The sequence below is a fragment of the Proteus sp. CA142267 genome (genome assembly GCF_003336825.1).
Lineage (GTDB): Bacteria > Pseudomonadota > Gammaproteobacteria > Enterobacterales > Enterobacteriaceae > Proteus > Proteus terrae.
In genome coordinates this window covers 1184204-1203711 of sequence record NZ_QPMG01000001.1, presented here as the reverse complement: position 1 = coordinate 1203711, position 19508 = coordinate 1184204, and the positions used below count along the sequence as shown (strand labels likewise).

17 protein-coding genes and 1 pseudogene are annotated in these 19508 nt (G+C 35.8%); 11 read left to right on the top strand and 7 right to left on the bottom strand.

Annotated elements, in window-relative coordinates; genetic code table 11:
* The first annotated feature begins 14 nt into the window (after window positions 1-14).
* From C0T34_RS05540 to C0T34_RS05515, 6 genes are all read left to right on the top strand, one after another.
* Window positions 15-2525: a fimbria/pilus outer membrane usher protein gene (locus C0T34_RS05540; RefSeq protein WP_109849808.1), complete on the top strand. Its 2511-nt coding sequence runs from the start codon at window positions 15-17 to the stop codon at window positions 2523-2525.
* 87 nt (window positions 2526-2612) lie between these two features.
* On the top strand, window positions 2613-3128 hold the full coding sequence (locus tag C0T34_RS05535; protein WP_098942059.1) for a fimbrial protein: 516 nt from the start codon (window positions 2613-2615) through the stop codon (window positions 3126-3128).
* A 12-nt stretch (window positions 3129-3140) separates the two neighbouring features.
* A complete protein-coding gene (locus tag C0T34_RS05530; RefSeq protein ID WP_098942060.1) occupies window positions 3141-3632 on the top strand; it encodes a fimbrial protein in 492 nt (163 codons plus the stop codon).
* A gap of 23 nt (window positions 3633-3655) precedes the next feature.
* Window positions 3656-3949, top strand: a complete 294-nt coding sequence (locus C0T34_RS05525) for a helix-turn-helix transcriptional regulator (protein WP_098942061.1) — start codon at window positions 3656-3658, stop codon at window positions 3947-3949.
* Window positions 3930-4922 (top strand): fimbrial protein, encoded by a 993-nt coding sequence (locus C0T34_RS05520; RefSeq protein WP_109849807.1) that lies wholly within the window; start codon window positions 3930-3932, stop codon window positions 4920-4922. Before C0T34_RS05525 ends, C0T34_RS05520 begins: the two co-directional genes overlap by 20 nt.
* Before the next feature lie 31 nt (window positions 4923-4953).
* Complete coding sequence (locus tag C0T34_RS05515) at window positions 4954-5250, top strand: helix-turn-helix transcriptional regulator (RefSeq protein ID WP_098942063.1); 297 nt, start codon at window positions 4954-4956, stop codon at window positions 5248-5250.
* A gap of 96 nt (window positions 5251-5346) precedes the next feature.
* On the opposite strand, the gene C0T34_RS05510 is transcribed toward C0T34_RS05515, so the two are convergent.
* Both C0T34_RS05510 and C0T34_RS05505 read right to left on the bottom strand, forming a co-directional pair.
* A complete protein-coding gene (locus C0T34_RS05510; RefSeq protein WP_098942064.1) occupies window positions 5347-6819 on the bottom strand; it encodes an anion permease in 1473 nt (490 codons plus the stop codon).
* Between the two features lie 454 nt (window positions 6820-7273).
* Window positions 7274-7372, bottom strand: a pseudogene (locus C0T34_RS05505) (pirin family protein); the annotation flags it as partial.
* 1024 nt (window positions 7373-8396) lie between these two features.
* Between C0T34_RS05505 and C0T34_RS05495 the strand changes: the two are divergent.
* From C0T34_RS05495 to C0T34_RS05475, 5 genes are read left to right on the top strand one after another with little or no spacing between them, the layout of a single operon-like run.
* Window positions 8397-10064, top strand: a complete 1668-nt coding sequence (locus C0T34_RS05495) for an acyl-CoA synthetase FdrA (RefSeq protein ID WP_098942065.1) — start codon at window positions 8397-8399, stop codon at window positions 10062-10064.
* 12 nt (window positions 10065-10076) lie between these two features.
* Window positions 10077-11342: a DUF1116 domain-containing protein gene (locus C0T34_RS05490; RefSeq protein ID WP_023582647.1), complete on the top strand. Its 1266-nt coding sequence runs from the start codon at window positions 10077-10079 to the stop codon at window positions 11340-11342.
* Between the two features lie 43 nt (window positions 11343-11385).
* The gene (locus C0T34_RS05485) at window positions 11386-12213 is read left to right on the top strand and encodes a DUF2877 domain-containing protein (RefSeq protein WP_098942066.1); all 828 of its coding nucleotides are present in this window, start codon (window positions 11386-11388) and stop codon (window positions 12211-12213) included.
* Between the two features lie 47 nt (window positions 12214-12260).
* Window positions 12261-13166: a carbamate kinase gene (locus C0T34_RS05480; RefSeq protein ID WP_109849806.1), complete on the top strand. Its 906-nt coding sequence runs from the start codon at window positions 12261-12263 to the stop codon at window positions 13164-13166.
* A gap of 25 nt (window positions 13167-13191) precedes the next feature.
* The gene (locus C0T34_RS05475) at window positions 13192-14436 is read left to right on the top strand and encodes an MFS transporter (protein ID WP_098942068.1); all 1245 of its coding nucleotides are present in this window, start codon (window positions 13192-13194) and stop codon (window positions 14434-14436) included.
* 58 nt (window positions 14437-14494) lie between these two features.
* Here the strand turns inward: C0T34_RS05475 and allS are convergent, their stop codons facing one another.
* From allS to C0T34_RS05450, 5 genes are all read right to left on the bottom strand, one after another.
* Window positions 14495-15409 carry an HTH-type transcriptional activator AllS gene (gene allS, locus C0T34_RS05470; RefSeq protein ID WP_036934748.1) on the bottom strand — a complete coding sequence of 305 codons (915 nt, stop codon included), beginning with the start codon at window positions 15407-15409 and terminating at the stop codon, window positions 14495-14497.
* Window positions 15410-15806: 397 nt separating this feature from the next.
* Window positions 15807-16628, bottom strand: a complete 822-nt coding sequence (locus C0T34_RS05465; protein WP_098942069.1) for a CPBP family intramembrane glutamic endopeptidase — start codon at window positions 16626-16628, stop codon at window positions 15807-15809.
* A gap of 320 nt (window positions 16629-16948) precedes the next feature.
* Window positions 16949-17884 carry a phosphatidate cytidylyltransferase gene (locus tag C0T34_RS05460; protein WP_023582641.1) on the bottom strand — a complete coding sequence of 312 codons (936 nt, stop codon included), beginning with the start codon at window positions 17882-17884 and terminating at the stop codon, window positions 16949-16951.
* Window positions 17871-18593, bottom strand: a complete 723-nt coding sequence (locus C0T34_RS05455) for a lysophospholipid acyltransferase family protein (protein ID WP_109849805.1) — start codon at window positions 18591-18593, stop codon at window positions 17871-17873. Before C0T34_RS05455 ends, C0T34_RS05460 begins: the two co-directional genes overlap by 14 nt.
* A gap of 3 nt (window positions 18594-18596) precedes the next feature.
* Window positions 18597-19259: a CDP-alcohol phosphatidyltransferase family protein gene (locus tag C0T34_RS05450; protein WP_109849804.1), complete on the bottom strand. Its 663-nt coding sequence runs from the start codon at window positions 19257-19259 to the stop codon at window positions 18597-18599.
* Window positions 19260-19508 lie beyond the last annotated feature (249 nt).

The window sequence follows — 19508 nt, the reverse complement described above, 5'->3', positions numbered from 1 at the left end:
ATTTAGGTTTTAATATGAAAATTAGCAAAATATGTATTAGCCTAATTTTATATTTGGGCTATACGGCCTCGCTGTATGCGGAAGGGTCTAATATAGATAATCTTTATTTTGATCCTGATTTTTTAGAATTACCTAATAAAGGCTCTATTGATTTATCTCAATTTGAAAATAATGAACAATTGCCCGGTAAATATTATGTCGATATTTATGTTAATACTAATTTAATTGGTACTGAAAATATTAAATTTGAAAAGATAAATAATGGTAAGTTAATACCCTGTTTATCAATCTCTGATCTAGATAAATTTGGTATTAAAACAAAGGAATACCCAGAATTAGAAACAAAAGAAAATAACTGTATTAATTTATCAGCGATCCCTAATGCAAAAAGTGAATTCGAGTTTAATTCTCAGCGTTTGTACTTAAGCATTCCACAAATAGCGATGAATAAGAATCCTAGAGGATTTGTTGATTTAAATAATATAGATAACGGTATTACCGCACTGTTATTAAATTACAGTTATAGCGGTTCTAAAAATTATGATCGTAAAAATGATGGTTCAGATATTACATCGAATTATCTTAATTTAAGACCTGGTCTAAATATAGGGCCATGGCGTTTAAGAAATTACACGACTTGGTCTAATAGTGACGATAAATCCAGTAAGTGGAACACTGTTTATACTTATTTATCGCGTAGTATTAATCAACTAAAAAGCCAATTAGTTTTAGGGGATGGAGTATCACCTTCTTCTATTTTTGACAGTGTACCTTTTAGAGGCGTACAACTCGGTACTGATGATGATATGTATCCTGAAAGTGTACGTGGATATGCACCTGTAGTACGTGGTATTGCGCGTAGTAATGCACAGATTACGATCAGACAAAATGGTTATACCATTTATCAAACAGAAGTGGCAGCAGGTCCTTTTGAAATTAATGATCTTTATCCAACAGGAAGTAGTGGTGATTTATATGTCACAATCAAAGAATCAAATGGAAGTGAACAACACCAAATAATCCCCTTTGCTTCTTTACCTGTTTTACAACGTGAAGGCTATGTTTCTTATAGTATTACTGGGGGGGAATATCGTGCTTATGATAAAGAAATTGAAAAACAGAAATTTGGTCAATTAACATTAATTTATGGTTTACCTTATGGAGCAACGGCTTATGGTGGAAGCCAATTTAGTAACCATTATCAAGCATATTCTATTGGTGTAGGACAAAATTTAGGCGCATTAGGCGCAATTTCAATAGATGTTACTCAAGCAAACTCAAAATTAAATAATGGTGATACATCGCGCGGACAGTCTTACCGTTTCAGATATAACAAAAATCTAAATACGATTGGAACGAATATTGCCCTAGCAGGCTATCGTTATTCAACTGACGGATATTATAGTTTAGCGGAGGTTTTTGACGAATATCGAAATGGTGCTAATGCACCAGAAATAGAACGTAGACGTAATCGTGCTGAAATTACAATTAATCAGAATTTAGGCGAGACATTAGGCTCTCTGTCTTTGGGATACATCAGGGAAAACTATTGGAACAGTGATAGAAAAACACAGTCAGCCACGGTGGGATATAACAATAGCTGGCAAGGTATTAGTTACGGTTTAAATTATACCTATAATAAAAATACAAATAATTATTCTTATAGATCGAGCAGTTACTCCAAAAGTAATGATGACCACCAATTAGCGCTATCGGTGAGTGTGCCGTTTAGTTTCTTTGATGATACGTTTTATTATAACTTTAATACGACGAGTAGTAGTCAAAGTCCAAGTACAGGAAATGTGGGGCTTTCCGCATCTCAATTAAATAATCGATTAAATTGGAGTCTACAACAAGCATTTACAAACCAAGATCAAGGATCTTCTGGAAATTTAAATGCATCTTATAAGGGTAAGTACGGTGAAATGACGGGGGGAAGTGGATATAGTAAAGACAATTATAATTTATATTACGGTGTTAATGGTAGTTTAGTCGCGCATTCTGGAGGGATTGTCTTGGGCCAACAGCTTGGCGAGACCGCAGCTATTGTAGATATTCCTAAAGCAGGTAATGTGGCAGTTTTAAATCAAGCAGGGGTAGAAACTAATAGTTATGGTTATGCTTTAGTGCCTTATATTACACCATATCGTAAAAATACAATCGATATTGATACGACAGCATTACCAGAAAATACTGAAATGGCATTAACGAGCCAGACGGTTGCTCCTAGCCGTGGCGCATTAGTGAAAGCAAATTTCTCTGCGAATGTCGGATATCGTGCATTAATTTCGTTAACATTAGAAAATGGTGAATTAATTCCTTTTGGAGCGCAAATTATTTTTAAAGATAATCCTCAATTAAATAACATCGTTGGTAATGATGGTGAGGTTTATTTGTCAGGATTAAGTGAAAAAGGACAGTTTATTGTTAAATATAATGATAAACAATGTAGTGCAACTTATAATTTATTAGGAGTTCCTCATTATTTAGGACTTTATAAAACTACCGTAGTTTGCCATAAATAAATAACATAAATATTTTATTAATCTAATTGCATTATTACAGCTAATTAAAATATAGCTGTCGATATCTGCTACGTGTAGGAAATGAAAATGAAAAAAATAATCAGTAAGTTATTTTTAATAAATGCTCTGATAATAAGCTCTACATCTGGAGCTTCAGATAGCGTTAATTTAAATTTTACAGGTAATATTAGGATCGCCACATGCAATGTTTCGAGTGGCGATAATATTAATGTTGATTTAAAAAATATACCCGCTGCTAATTTTGAAGAGGCAAACTCAGCGTCTAGCTGGAATATTTTTTATATAGATTTTAAAAATTGTTCCACGGCGATTAATCAAATAAAACTTACGTTTTCAGGTGATTCGGATACTGCTGACCCGAGTAGTCTATATAAAAATCAAGGAAGTGCTAAAAATATTGCAGTGCAATTAGAGAATTGGACAGGCACGTTAAAACTAGGAAATCAACAATCATTAATCATCACATTAAATGGACGAACTGATATTAACCTAGGACTACGAACGCGAGCTTTTAGCCCATCAGGAAAGGGAATGCCAGGAACAATATCGGCGAAAGTGACTGCAAATATTGTCTATTTATAAAAGAGAAATACTATGAAAGCGATAAATTTTTTATTTCTATTTTTCTCATCTTTTACAATGGCGAGTACTGTAAATATCAATATTTATGGAACAGTGACGGTATCTCCTTGTGAAATTGAGAATAAAAACTATTTAATTGATTTTAAGAAAATAAATATTAAAAATTTACAGAATAACCAAAACACAGATTGGATCGATTTTTCAATAAAACTAAGAAATTGCCCAATAAGTACACAAAAAGCGACGATAACAATAGCAGGTGTTTCTGATCCTAATAATGGGAATTATTTTTTAAATAATGGCAGTGCAAAATATGTGGCATTAAATTTAATAGAAAATAGAAATAAAACAACGGTAAAGAATGGTACAAAATTAGAAGCTGTTATTAATAGTCAAACAAAAACAGTTGAATACCCTTTGTCAGCAAGATTAGTTAAAACGGGTAGTGGAATAAGTACAGGTACATTTAAAAGCCATCTTGAATTTACATTACTTTATAATTAATTTTTTCATTGGGGAAAATGAAAATGAGTAGCCGATATCCAGTATCAAAAGCAATAGGTAGAAAGATTACCTATTACAGGAAAATGAAAGGGATTTCATTAGATGAATTAGCCACAATAATTGGAGTCAGTCAACAGCAACAATCAAGGTATGAAAGGGGAGTTAATAGAATTAATTTGGATAGATTAGATCAATATGCACAGATATTTGGTATTCATATAAAAGATTTTTTTATTCTCGATGAAAAAGATAACTTTGAAATAAAAAATATTCTCTTAATACGGAGTGGAATTAAAAATGAAAAATATAATAATTAAATCATTGTTAGTAAGTGGAGTATTAATTTATTCTGCTTATTCCACTGCCGCATGTATACAAAATCCAAATTATAATAATGTGATGGTTGATGTCCCAAATCGCGTTTTTAATATTCAATATGACGATCTAACGACAAGAACACTAGCAACATTTACACTTAATTATAGACCAGCTAATATAACTTCATTTAAAGAAAATAGTGGTAGATGTGGAGATAATGCTTTTATTAAGGGTGATTTCATTAATGGATGGACACCTAATTCCAATAAAATAGCAACAACAAATATTCCTGGCATTGGAATAAAAGTAAAAATGAATAATATGGGTTATATAAATCTTAAATATACTGGTGATAATTATCCTAGCAATGTTATTAAAAGTAAATTTATTATTATTAATCCTACTTGGACAGTAGAAATAATAAAGACAGGTAGAGTAACTCAATCGAATACATTAACGGGAGGAAATTTAGCTCGAATGGTACAACATAATACTTTACCTAATAATCACCAATGGATTTTGTCAACATTAAGGATCCCCGCTGGGGCAATAAAAGTAAACTCATTAAAATGTACAACAAAAGCAACTAGCTACAATATAAATTTAGGAACTTGGTACGATACTCAATTTAAAAATATTGGGGATGTGAGTCAAAATGTTAATGTTCCTATTACGTTGAATTGTGCGGCAGGAACAAATATTAAAGCAACTGTGACAAGTAGTGCAGGATATATTGACGCAAATACAGGAAAATTAAAATTATCTGGTGCTAATAGTGCAACGGGAATTGGTATTCAATTAGTTAATGCCAATAATAGTCCAATTAAATTAAATACAAAACTGACTATGCAAAATAATGTTTCTTCTGGTGATTATATTTTTAATTGGAAAGCGCGTTATATTAAAACAGGTAATACGATAACCGCGGGTAGTGCTAACTCAGTCGCAACAGTTAATATTCTATATGAATAATATATTTTATTTGTTTATGAGGATATTTGTTATGAACAAGAGAATATCAAAGTTAGTTGGAAGAAAGATCCGAAGTTTGAGAGAAATGTATTGTATGAGTGGAGATGAACTCGGCGCACTACTTGGCGTGAGTCAACAACATCAATCTCGTTATGAAAATGGAGACACAAATATTCATGCTGAAACGCTTTATTGTCTATCTTATCTTTTTGATGTGGAGCCTGAATATTTTTTAAGTGATGTGCTTATTGAAGATAATAAGCTTGAGGAAGATAAAATCGATAGTAAAAAAAATCACTACATGGCAGAAGTATTATTTATACAATGAGGTTTCTTTAAAAGAATGCCTAAGGTGTGACTCATTATTTAAATAATGGTGTGATCACGGACACTTAGGCATTAATGTGTTTATAGGCGTTTATTTTTACCAATATCCCAACACTTTCCACCATACACTACCCAAGGTTATCCAAACGATAAGGTTAACTACACTCATCACAAATCCTGTTTTCCACCATTCACCCAATGTGGCATAGCCGGAACCGAAAATAATTGGCGCAGTACCTGTACCATAATGCGTTAATGACATCATTAATGAAGATGAAAATGCCAAAATAAGACCTAATAACATTGGTGGTGCGCCAAGGGCTAAACCAGCGGCATAGAAAGCTGCAAACATTGCGGTAATATGGGCTGTAGTACTGGCAAAGAAATAGTGAGAATAAACATAAATTAGTACCAGTAATATCATGCCACTGACCCAACTTATTCCCATACTATCAATACTTGCCCCTACGCTGAGTGACAACCATTTAATCAATCCTAATTTTCCTAAGAAGGATGCCATCATTACTAAGGCAGAGAACCAAACAACGGTATCCCATGCACCTTTGTTTTTTAAAATATCATCCCAATTTAAAACGCCTGTACATAATAAAATAGATAAGCCAATAAATGCCGCAGTCGTCGCATTAACGCTAAATCCATCACCAAATAACAGCGCAGGGACGCCAGCCCACATAATTAATAATAAGGCGAAGACGGCAAGGGTTATTTTTTCAGGCAATGAAATAGGTCCTAATTGTGCTAAACGTTCTTTAGCAAAATGTGGTGCATTCGGGGTGCTGGTTATTTTAGGTTTATAAAGTAGATAAATAACAATAGGCATTAAAATTAATGAAACGATAGCGGGTACAAAAGCCGCAATAGCCCACATAGACCAACTAAGCTCATGTGTAGGATCAGTTTCACTAATAATTAAACTCACAATGAGTGGATTAGGAGCTGTTGCCGTAATAAACATGGCAGAAGTAATAGGATTTATATTGTAGTTCACTAAAGAGAGATAACGACCTATTTTACCACTTGTACCATCTTCTGCTTTAGAGTTAAAACTGTCTGATATTGAACGCATAATTGGGTGAATAATCCCACCACCACGCGCGGTATTACTTGGTGTTACTGGGGCTAATATTGTTTCAGCAATAGCTAATGAATAGGCTATTCCAATGGTTCTTTTGCCAAATAGTGAAATAAAATAATAGCCAATTCGAGCGCCGAGCCCGGTTTTATTCAGACTCATTGACACCATAATGGAAATACCAATTAACCAGATAAGATCATTGGAAAATCCACTTAATGCATCACCGATAGCGGCTTTGGTTGAATTAGGGTTAGTGACCCCCGTCACAGCAACTAATGCGATAGCAATAATAGAAACAGCACCGATAGGGAGAGCTTTACCAATAATAGCGGCGATAGTACCAACAAAGAGTGCTAATAAGTGCCAAGCATTGGGATCAACACCTTGTGGTACTGGGATCAGAAACCAAATAATAAGGGTAATAGAAACGGCGATTAATGTAGGTATGGGTCGTAATGGAGTTAATTTATTCATCAGGTTATTCCATTAGGTTGCAGGTTAAATAAATAATTGGAAGTAAAAAATAAAGCGAATAAGTGTTTTTATTTAAGATAATCTTATTAACATATTATTAAATATTCATTGATTAGTGTCATAAAAATAAAATTATCTATTAACTTAATTTTAAAACAAGAGGTTTTATGTAACTCAATGTTATTGAAATATAAGGTGACTATTTATCTCTGTGTTTTTATTAGTGTTTTTTTATTACAACTAAAGTTTAATAATAAAAACCAATTCCAATGATAGGTGGAAATAAAATATAATTGTGGTATGTGAATTTATCTCATATCACATTTATAATATTTAATTGATAAGGTTATAACGGATTATGTTATTATTTTTAGTCGTTTTTGTTTTATTAACCTATGTGATTATAATGTTATTAACAATAGCTGAATAATAGCAAATAATATTTACAATTATTTTTACCATGATTACCATAACTAAAGAGTGAGCGAACATGAAAACCATCACCAACCCAATGTTGACGAGGTGCTTTATAAATACCTATGATCTTTTTCATAAAATGTTCCTATAAGATTTCTATCGGACCTATTTTAGAGCGACTAATATATTTAAGTAGTGCCAAAAATAGATTTCATCATCCTAAAAATAGAACAATAATAAAATGTTTTAGTGTTCTATTTTTAGAATAGTGTTTATCAGAATCGCTACTACCGAGCTTTTAATTAATTGATTATTGTTTATTACAACGAAAGAGAAAAGATATAAAAATATTTTTCTCTAATATTGTTCTTCAATCATGTTAATGATCAACTTTATTAATTAAAAGGAATAAATAAATGAGCACTTCAGCAAATTCAATTAACGGCAACTAAATTTAATTGTTATGAAAGCCCTGTATTTAATGCACCTGTATGTGGAGGCGATTTTGAAACGATCATTAAATGTTCAGATTGGGGTGTAGACTTTTTAGTTAAAGAAGGGATGGCTGATAATATGACATTAAAAATTCAAGTAGAAGCTATTAAGCAGTAACTTAAGTCATATATTAAATATTCTTTCTATTTTAAATAGCCTTATTATATACAAGGATTTTTTGTTATTTTATAAAATAAAATGCAATTAAAAATAAAGGTTAATTTAAAAATCCAAGAAAGAAAAATGGCCTTTTTTTATTTGTTGATAATAATAATTTATTACTGTATGTTATAAAATTGTAACTTGCAATTCGGTTGTCTTTGTTTTATTTGAAGTTTATAGTTTGGTGATTGTTTCTTGTTCGTTAGGTTCCTCTCTAAAGTTTGTGGTTTTATTCCAAGATTAATAAACTTTTCTCATCATAATTTATTTAATAAATATCGTTCGATTAAATAAAAATTTTTTACAATAAATAAGTGTGACTTCTATCACTCTACATTTTGATATTTCTTCAGTATGTTTATACGCAGAGATTAGAAATTAATAAATCAAACATTTATTTATATTGCTTAATAACTTAAGCAAATAGGCTTCTTATTATCAAAAAAACGAAATGCAAATAGATATGTGCTGTTACATATATTAAATGCGTTAAGGATATCATAATGATCCATGCTTTTATTAAAAAAGGGAGCTTTCAGGATTCAGTAAGCCTGATGATTATTTCCCGAAAATTAAGTGAAGCCCCAGAGGTGGAAGAAATTTCCGTCATGATGGGAACACCAGCGAATAAATCTCTTCTCGATGTCACCGGTTTCTGGCATGACATGTTTAACGAAGCAACACCGAATGACATTTGTGTTTCGATTAAAGCGGAATCAGATGATCCTGCGATTATCGATATGATTTCAACTGCGTTAGAAGAAGCATTAGCAGAAATTGCAAGTGGTCAAAAAGGCGGTAACAAATTAACGACAGTACGTAGCTGGCGCACCGCTAAACAAAAAAGCACGAATGCCAATATGTTGCTTATCTCTATTGCCGGTGAATATGCTGCTGAGCTAGCGGATACGGGGTTAGAAGATGGCTGTAACGTTATGCTGTTCTCTGACAACGTATCTATCGCAGATGAAAAAGCATTAAAAGAAAAAGCAGCAGCCAAAGGCCTGATTGTTATGGGACCTGACTGTGGTACGGCAAATATTGCAGGTGCTCCTCTTGCTTTCGCAAACATTGCACCGAAAGGCTCAATTGGTATTGTTGGCGCATCAGGTACAGGTATTCAAGAAATTACCTCTCAAATCGTTTTACAACGCCAAGGTATTTCTCACTCAATTGGTTTAGGTGGTCGTGATTTAACAGAGCAAATTGGTGGTATCAGTGCAATCACTGCTATCAATATGCTGGCAGCTGATCCTAATACCCGTGTTATTGCTTTTGTTTCTAAGCCACCAGCACCTGCTGTTCGTCAAAAAATCATTGCAGAAATGAAACGCCATAATAAACCGATTGTGGCTCAATTCTTAGGAACAACACCTGAGAAATTCCAAGACGACAATATCTATTTTACTCGTACTTTAGATGAAACTGCACGTGTTGCGGCTGAATTAGCGCGTGTTGAAGATATCGCAGCAGAGTTACCAAAAGTTGCTGGTAAGAAAATCATTGGTCTTTATGCCGGTGGTACGTTAGCGGCTGAGTGCGCCATGCTGTTATCTGAAAAACTTAATGTTGAAGTCGATAACGAGCATAAACAAGGCACGATGCTAGATGCAGATGGCCACAAAATTATCGATATGGGTGATGACTTCTATACACAGGGTAAACCACACCCAATGATTGACCCATCTACACGTAACAAATTTATCAGTGAGCTAAGCAATAAAATAGAAGCTGGCGTGTTACTGGTTGATTTTGTTATTGGTTATGGTGCAACTCAAGATCCAGCTGGCGCGTTAATTCAGGAAATCAAAAAACTGAATGAGAAACGTGGCGAAGCTAATCCACTGATCACTATCGCAACTATCACTGGTACTGAAGACGATCCACAAAACCGCAGCGAACAGCAAAAACAGCTGAAAGAAGCGGGCATTATTGTGATGGACACGTTGCCAGAAGCCGTTTTATTAGCAAAAGAATTAATCCAGCCACATCCAGCAGAAGCACATGCTGAAGTGTCGCCACTACTTAACGGGATCTCTGTGATCAACGCAGGATTACGTAGCTTTGCAGACGATCTGCAATCAAGTGGCACCCCTGTTGTTCATTATCAGTGGGCACCTGTCGCAGGTGGCAATAAAAAACTGGCTGAAATATTAAAGAAATTGAAATAAGGAATTGCAGATATGTACTCAACTATCGAACAAGCGAATGAAGCAGTTATCGAACGTATCCGTGAAGCCCGTCCTCACTGGTGTGATGTTAGCTTAGCAAAAGAAGTTGTTCCTACTTTAGAGACAGGTAAAAAATTACTTCACGCAGGTCCACCAGTAACTTGGGGAGAAATGAGTGGCCCTGTTCGTGGTGCATGTATCGGTGCTTCTTTATTTGAAGGCTGGGCAGAAACTGAAGAGCAAGCATTAGCCATGTTAGAAGCAGGCGAAATTGAGTTTATTCCTTGCCATAACGTGAATGCAGTAGGCCCAATGGGCGGTATTACTTCTGCTCATATGCCAATGCTGGTTATCAAAAACCATATTCATGGTAACTATGCTTACTGCAACATGAACGAAGGTATCGGTAAAGTGATGCGCTTTGGTGCTTACGGCCCAGATGTGCAAGAACGTCTACATTGGATGCAAAAGAGTTTAGCGCCAGTATTAAAAGCAGCGATTGCAACGTTTGAAAACGGTATCGATCTAACTGCAATTATGGGGCAGGCAATTACGATGGGTGATGAGTTCCACCAACGTAACATCGCTGCATCTGCCCTGTTACTGCGCCAACTGGCACCAGTATTAGGTACTTTAGATTTCGAAGAAGCTGAAATCACAAAAGTGACTAAATTCCTGAGCATTACAGACCAATTCTTCCTGAACTTAGCAATGGCTTACTGTAAAGCAGCGATGGATGCAGGTGCTCAAATCAAGCAAGGTACTATCGTCACCGTGATGACACGTAATGGTAGCAACTTTGGTATCAAAATCAGCGGAATGGGTGACCAATGGTTTACCGCTCCAGTCAATACACCGCAAGGTTTATTCTTCTCTGGCTTTAGCCAAGCTGATGCAAACCCAGATATTGGTGACAGTGCGATCACTGAAACTTTCGGTATTGGTGGCGCAGCAATGGTTGCGGCTCCAGGTGTAACACGCTTTGTAGGTGCATCTGGTGGTATGGATGCAGCGCGTGAAGTGACTGAAGAAATGGCTGAGATCTACCTTGCTCGTAACATGATGTTGCAAATTCCAACTTGGGATTTCCAAGGTGCATGTTTAGGCTTAGATGCACGTCGCGTTGTTGAAACAGGGATCACACCACTGATTAACACTGGTATTGCACATAAAGAGCCGGGTGTTGGTCAGATTGGTGCGGGTACCGTGCGCGCACCTCTAGGTTGCTTTGAAAAAGCGATTGTTGCACTTGCTGAAGAGCTAGGTATCGACGCTTAATCTCGTTTTCTAACGACAAAGTACAGCAATAAAGGGGGGCATTATGCAAATTCAAGCGCTTCAAACCAGCCAGCATATCACTGACTTTGAAGGTGAGATTAAATGTGTGGGCATTTATGATCATGCTTTGAATTTCATTTGCCCTCAGCAACACTTAATAACTTTTCATCGTGAAGGAAGAGGATTAAGCCCGATGGGGTGGTTGCTGAAGCAAGATGATTTTGATTATTTTGCAAAACAGTGCCATCTCTCAATCGTGATGAACCTTAAAAGTCATCAAGCAACACTGACAAATAAGCTCACATTGATCGCAGGTCAAAGTGAGAATTTGCGCTTGCAAGATAAAGCAGATTTAGATTTACGTTGGTTAGAAAGTTTTTTTTCTCTGTTATCACCCGCGATTGCAACGGGATTATATGGATCATTGAAAAATTACCGTCAAATCGCGCAACTTAGTGAAATTAAGTTATTAACTAAGCTGTTTCATAACCAACTATTAGGCAATGCAGTTAACTGGGCTATTTTTACAGGGAAAGGCCCCGGATTAACACCAAGTTCAGATGATATGCTGGTGGGTATGTTATTTGCACATTATTTAGCAGAACCTGAAAAGAAACTTAATAATTTTTTTAATAACACACCGCCTTTATCTGAATTGACCACTATTGTCAGTAAGCATTATTTGGAATATGCCACACAGGGAATATTTTCTACCTATCTCATTCAACTAGGTAAAAAAATAAAGAATAAAGAGATTATTTTTAAGGATATGTTGGAAATACTCTCTATTGGTCATCATTCCGGAGCAGATACATTACTGGGATTATGGATTGGTTACCAAGCTAAAAAACAACAACAGCATATTGATTAAATTTTTTTAATAAAAGAATTTATATAAACATTCGGATACGGATAATTATGAAAACAATTGTTATTGCTTTAGGCGGAAATGCATTATTGCAACGCGGAGAAGTTTTGTCTGCTGAAAATCAATATAAAAATATTGAATTGATGTCAGAGACAATTAATAAATTAGCTAAAGAGTATCGTGTTGTATTAGTACACGGTAATGGGCCTCAAGTTGGATTGCTTGCACTGCAAAACCTTGCATATCAAGATGTTCCTTCATACCCGTTAGATATCTTGGTGGCAGAAAGCCAAGGTATGATTGGTTATATGATGATGCAGAAAATTAATCAAAATCATCCTGAGCAAGCTATTACAACGGTAATGACTCGCGTTTCAGTTGATATTAATGATGAAGCATTTAACGATCCAAGTAAATTTATTGGCCCTATTTATGATGAAGCTGATAAAGAAGAATTAATTGCGAAATATCAATGGACATTTAAACAAGACGGTAAACATTATCGTCGTGTTGTTCCATCACCAACACCGAAAAAGATTATTGATATCGAGGCAGTAAGACTTTTATTAGATAAAGGTCATATTGTTATTTGTGGTGGCGGTGGTGGTATTCCAGTCAACAATTCAAATAATGAATTTATTGGTAGTGAAGCTGTTATTGATAAAGATTTAACGGCGGCTTTAATTTCTCGTGAATTAAATGCAGAGCACTTTGTTATTTTAACAGAGGCAGATGCTATTTATAAAAATTGGGGTACACCAGAACAAGCTGCAATTCGTGAAGCAACACCAGAAGAACTTGCACCAATGGCTGTCGCTGATGGTGCAATGGGACCAAAAATTATGGCAGTGAGTGATTTTGTTAATGCAACAGGGCAACAAGCTCATATTGGTGCATTACAAAATATTCAACAAGTTATTGAAGGTCAGTCTGGCACTTTAATTTATAAGTCTTAATAAGAATTCTTTCAGGAGCGTCATTATGAACGATGCACAAGTGAATGAGAAAGGCAAAGTCCCTTATTGGGTCAAACTGACCATTATCTTCTTCTTTGGCTGGATTGCGCTGTATGGCAGCCGTGCCATTGTTGGTCCTTTAATGGTAAATATTGGTGCTGAGTTTGATCTATCTAAAGCTCAACTTGGCTCCATCATGAGTATTTTCTTTATCGGATATACTGCACTTAATATTCCATCAGGAATGATAGGTGACTATTTAGGTAAGAAAAAAGTATTAGTAACAGGGGTTGTTCTCTTTGGTGGATTTACCATTATTGCGGGGATGATGCCAACTTACGTGACCTTTATGTTTGCATGGGTCATGGTGGGGATATTCCAAGGCTTCTATTATGGCCCTCAGTATGGCTTATCTTCAGAAGCAATACCGAAGCATCGTATTACATTAGGTAGTGCGATTATCAATAGTGGTATGGCATTTGGTCTGTCTATTGGTTACTACATTTCAAGTATTTCTGTCGGTGAGATGGGAATGAGCTGGCGTGCTCCGTTCTATATCATTGGTGTGCCAATTATTATCATTGGTTTGGTGATGTTATGGATCATCAAAGATAAGCCAAAAGCACAACCTGCGGCAGAAAGTGGCGCTCCAAAACAGAAAGTTAAACTGACATTTAAAGATCTATTTGGCAATCGCAATATCAACCTTGCATATGTCACTATCTTCTGTTCAATCTATGGCTTCTTTGTATTAGTCACTTGGTTACCGTACTACTTAGAAACTGAGCGTGGAATTACAGGAACTCAAATTTCAACTATCGCATCATTAATGCCATGGTTTGCTATTCCTGGTTCACTTATTTTTAGCTGGGTTTCAGATAAAATTGGTCGTCGTAAACCTGTATTACTGATCATGTTACCACTGTCATTAGTCGCTATTCTTGCTGTACCAATGTCAGAATCAATGCCTGTATTAATCGGTGCTCTGATCCTTTACGGTATTGTAGGTAAAATCAGTACAAACCCAGTTCTTGTTGCTGTAGTGGCTGATAACTCACCGCGACATGCATTAGGTACATCGTTTGGTGTTTATAACTGTATCGGTATGTTAGGTTCTGTTTTTGCTCCAACATTAACGGGTTTCTTATCAGACAAAACAGGTAGCATGGACTCAGGTTTCTACTTTGCAGCTATTCTGATTTGTATCGGTATTGTGGCAAGCCTCTTTATTAAAGAAAGCAACAACAATAATGAAGAAGCAAAAGCGTAGCACACTATTCAGATAGTCACTGAATAAATAGTTAAAGGGCAAACTTCGGTTTGCCTTTTTAATTTAAAGGATCGTAAAACGATTGCACACTAGGATGATTTTGCTTAAACAACTCCACTAAATAACTTACCACAGCACCTTTTTTATCTTCACACCATGCTAATGAGAGAGGGGAGTTATGACGACGGTTTTTCACTTCTTTCGCAATTAACTGTCCACTATCAATAAGTGGTTTGCATAAACTTAATGGCAAAAATCCTATTCCTACGCCTTTTAAGTGACAGGCTAATTTTGTGTGTAAATCAGGCACACGGATCTCATGCTGACCCGATAAACGCCATGCTGTACGTTTAGAAAGATGGCGAGAGGTATCTTCGACGTTTACAGCAGAATACATACGCATTTGGTCATCACTTAATACACCACTGATATTGGCTAAAGGATGATTAGGCGCGACAACAAATTGCCATTGAATTTCGCCCATCGCACAAATGTTAATATTATTCTTAAGGGATTCATTACCGGTAACGCCGATAGCAAAATGATAATCTTCGTTAATAAGCGCATCCCAAACACCCATATAGACTTGGCGAGTGATATGAAACTGGGTAGAAGGAAAGCGTTGATGAAGACAAGCCAACATACTGGCAACTGCGGTGCGATCATAAAGCAGATTATTGATGACAATGTTGACCTGATGTTCGACACCCGCGTTCATCTGCTGAAGTTCCACAGGCATTGACTCTAACCATACAATCCATTGACGACATTTTTCTAATAGATATTCGCCCGCTGGTGTCAGTGTAACGGTTCTTGTGGTGCGATTAAAAAGTTGGGTGCCGATATTTTCTTCTAATGTTTTGATACGGTAACTAATTGCCGCTGATGTTTTATGAAGCACATCGGCTGCTTTGGTAAAACTTTGGCAATCGGCTACCTGTATAAAGGTACGGATCATTTCTTGGTCTAACATATTTTTTGTCCTGGTAATAAGAGAGGCAAAATATCAGCAGATAAGGCTGAACTAAAAAAAGCAAAAAAAGTAAAAAAAGCAAACAGAGCAAAGCTTACCTATTTTTTCTGAGGTCTATACCGCAAAGTAAGACAACTTCTTGTCGTGTTAATGGATGTTATTATTTTTGGCTTATTGTTGTTCGCCGTATGAAGTTTTGATTATTTATAGATAAGCGATAAAGCATACTAACAAAAATTTCATCAGATGATGGGCGCAAATAAGAATATCTGTATTCTATTTGTGTGATTGCTTTCACGTTTCACTCATCCTTTTACTGACGAAGTTAAGATATCAGTAAAAGGCAGTGAAGATCAGAATAAAAATTAGGCCAGTATTAAATGGTGATAAATAGAGATCACGCGATTTTAAATGGGTAAGTAAAGAAGAGAAGGTGAGTCAGATTAAGTGCAAAGTGAAATAGCGTTGAAACCCAAAGTCGACCACTCCACATCCACGCTAATCCATAAATAATACCTGCCAGTGAAGCAAATATGATCAACAGTAATCCGCCTGCAGAATGTGCTAAACCAAAGATAATGGCTGCTATTAATAGCGCGACATAAGGGGGAAGGTAACGTGATAATGTTTGCTGAATCACACCTCTAAATAATGCTTCTTCAGCAAGTGATACAAAAAAGAGATTCGCGAGAATAAATGCAGGTAGCCATGATGGTAAATGCAATTCAATTGCCAATCCCCCCAGCTTTACAGCGATCAATAATAATGCAGGAATGGCAATAATTAGCATTGCCCAATGTAATTTATTTGCTTTTTTTAATGGATCGCAGACAAAAAGTGTAGGAATAAAAATCAGAAAAATAAAAGGTAATAATGCTTTATCGGCATTGAAATAAAAAGAAAAAGGGGCGCTTTTCATACCTATAATGGCATGTGAAAGGTAACGTAAATTGTTAAAACCAGGAATAAGGTGAAAAGTTAATCCACTGGCAATAATGACAAGTGCGAGAATGATGATAGCTCTAAGTAGAGGCTGTTTTTTATAGCGAGAATAGGCGAATGCGAGTAAGAGAATACTAAAAATAACTGGCAAGGTTTGCCATGTAATAACACCCGTTATAAATGCGCTAAGTGCTGTAAATATCAATGTAATAAACGCAAGCTTACGATTGAAACCCAGAAATAACAAAGAAAAAGCAAGAAGTAGCCAAGTGATCATAATTGTAAAGGATCTAAAATAAAAAAGGAGCGCTAGGGTAAAAGATAGTAGCCTTCTAGGCTATCATTATAAATAAAAATGGAGAGAAATCAGACCTCTTTATTCGCCATGTCTTTATTTAATTGCTTGATTTATATATAAAATGGTTATATTTGATTTTTAATCTAAAATTAAAACAAATGTTTAATTTATATAATAATAGTCAATTCGTGATATTAAATTAGCATGAGCGAAATAGGGCGTATAAAAATGCCGATAGTTTTAATATCGGCATTTGAGCCTACATCGGGCTAGTTTACATTTGATTAAACAAAGTAAAACTAAACATAAAAATAGCGAATAACATGGAAGAAAATAGGCGCTGCAAAACAGAGAGAATCCATTCTATCCATCATGCCACCATGGCCTTCGATCATCGTACCAAAATCTTTTACACCACTGTCTCTTTTGATTGCTGACATGCATAAACCACCAGCAAAACCGGCCAATGTAATTACTAAAGAGAGTAAAAATGCCGCCCACCATGAGAAAGGAGTTGCCCACCACAACATCATGCCAATCAGGCTGGCAGAGATAATTCCACCAAAAAAACCTTCCACTGTTTTATTTGGGCTTAATTTAGGAACGATAGGATGTTTGCCAAATAATTTACCAAATACATATTGAAGTACGTCAGAAACTTGCACCACTATCATTAAAAAGAGCAGTAAATTGATATTACGACCTTCAAAACCTTCTATTGGTAACATTAGAAGTGCTGGTGCATAACTTAGGCAATAAATTGCTATCATCACGCTCCACTGTACTTTCGCCATACGTTCTAAGAAGTGGCGAGTATCACCTGAAAGTGCCATACGTGTTGGTATTAATAAGAAGGCGTAAACTGGGATAAATACCGCCATTAAGTTATACCATTGCACGCCAACAAGAATGTATTGGATAGGTAATATAACGAAGAAACACCAGAAGAGCGCTTCATGATCGCCACGATGTGTGGGTGTTAAGGTAATCAGTTCACGTAATGCAAGCCATGAGATAATGGTAAATAGGACGACAGATCCAATTGCCCCAATTCCTATGGCAACACCCGCAATAATACACATTACCCACCACGCGTTGATCCTTGAATTAAGATTCGTGATAGTGGAGGTTGGGCCTTTTATGGCGGCTAAAATAGCACCAATAATGCTGGCAATAATTAAGAAAGAGAAGAGCCCGATAAAGATCCATAGGACTTCGTTATTAATACGTTCCATTGTGTAGCTCCTCTAACGCACTTTTTGCTCTTACCAGAAACTCTTGTTTACTTTCATTTTCATGAGTGGAGCCAATAGGGGCACCAAAAATCGCACTGCAAATAACAGGAACTACTAAGCGAGAACCTTTAGGAAGGACTCTATTTAAGTTTTCCAGATAAATAGGGACTAATTGTACATTCGGATTTTTACGAGAGAGATGCCAAAGACCCGCTTTAAAATCTTGAATAGACTCGCCGTTACCTCGAGTGCCTTCAGGAAAAATAATTAAAGAATCACCTTGGTCTAAAATTTCTTGCATCAAAGCAAGTGCGTTGACTTTATTGGGTGTAGATGATGTCGAGTCATTAGTGGGTTGTTCTATGATCTCTTCGCCAGAATTTTCTTCTTGTGGAAAATTCATTTTGGCAGCATGACGAGGAATAAGAATAGCTCTAAAGATACGACGAGATAAATAACGGCGTAAGCGATTTTTATTCCAATAATCTTCAGCGGCAACCGGATGAACATAAGGACGAATATTGGGCGAAAGACAAGACCAAATAACTAAGCCATCAAGATGACTAGAGTGGTTAGCGTAATAAATACAAGGTGTATCTTTCGCAATAGGAGAGGTTTGTTTAGCACGAATACCTGTTAAGAATCGGCAAATAGAGACTAAGACAGATGATACCACTTTTGCATCTAAAGCAAGTTTTCCATTTTTCATTAATCAGACACCTTGTGCTAAATCCCGTAAAATTCGACGGGTTCTGAAAATTGTGGTCAGCGTTGAACCTAAAATAATAATCCATAACGAAATAAAAAAGAGCCATATTCCACAAAGACTAGGAATAAATGCAGCAATAACGGCAACAGAGGTTAATAATGCCATTCGGTGTTGTTTTGCCATTGGGCCTGTAAATTGTTGATCTAATCCACAAGCACCACCTAAGACACGAACATAAGCGGTCATTACCGCAAAAAAAGCGCCCACCCAACTTAATGTAATGGCCATAGAAAAGTCAGAAGAGAGCCCATAACCGACACCCAAAATAATTAAAGTATCGGCAATTCGGTCAGGTAATTCATTATAGACAGCACCTACTGGGCTTTTCATGCCCCCTTCGACAGCAACCATACCATCTAATAAATTACAAATTAGGCGACCTTGGATCATGATAGCTCCAAGGATCAATAAAATTGAGCGTAATAATCCAGATGTGTAAAAGAGAGCACAAAAGAGTGATAAGCCAGCAAGTAATGCAAATACGACGCTAAACACAGAAATACCATTAGGGGTAGCCCCTTTTTGTTGTAAAAAGCGACTGCACTTTGTGGCCCAGTTTGTTTGCCTTGCTTTTATAGGACGACGGTTTTTATCTTGAGCGTTCATTTTTCTTTGTAAAAGGCGAGTTAGGAATGTATAGCATAAAGGCATTTGTTCAAAGTGAGAATAAGAATAAACGTATAAGTTTATCTTATGTTTTTTTTATAACGATTGATCTCTTTTTGTTATGCTCGAATTAAGACTATAAATCAAACATTAATAATCATTTATTTTTCTAGGTGTTAATACTTATTTAGGGCTAGTGTATTATACTTACATTGCAAGATCATTTTATGATGCTCTTTATTTGAGTGT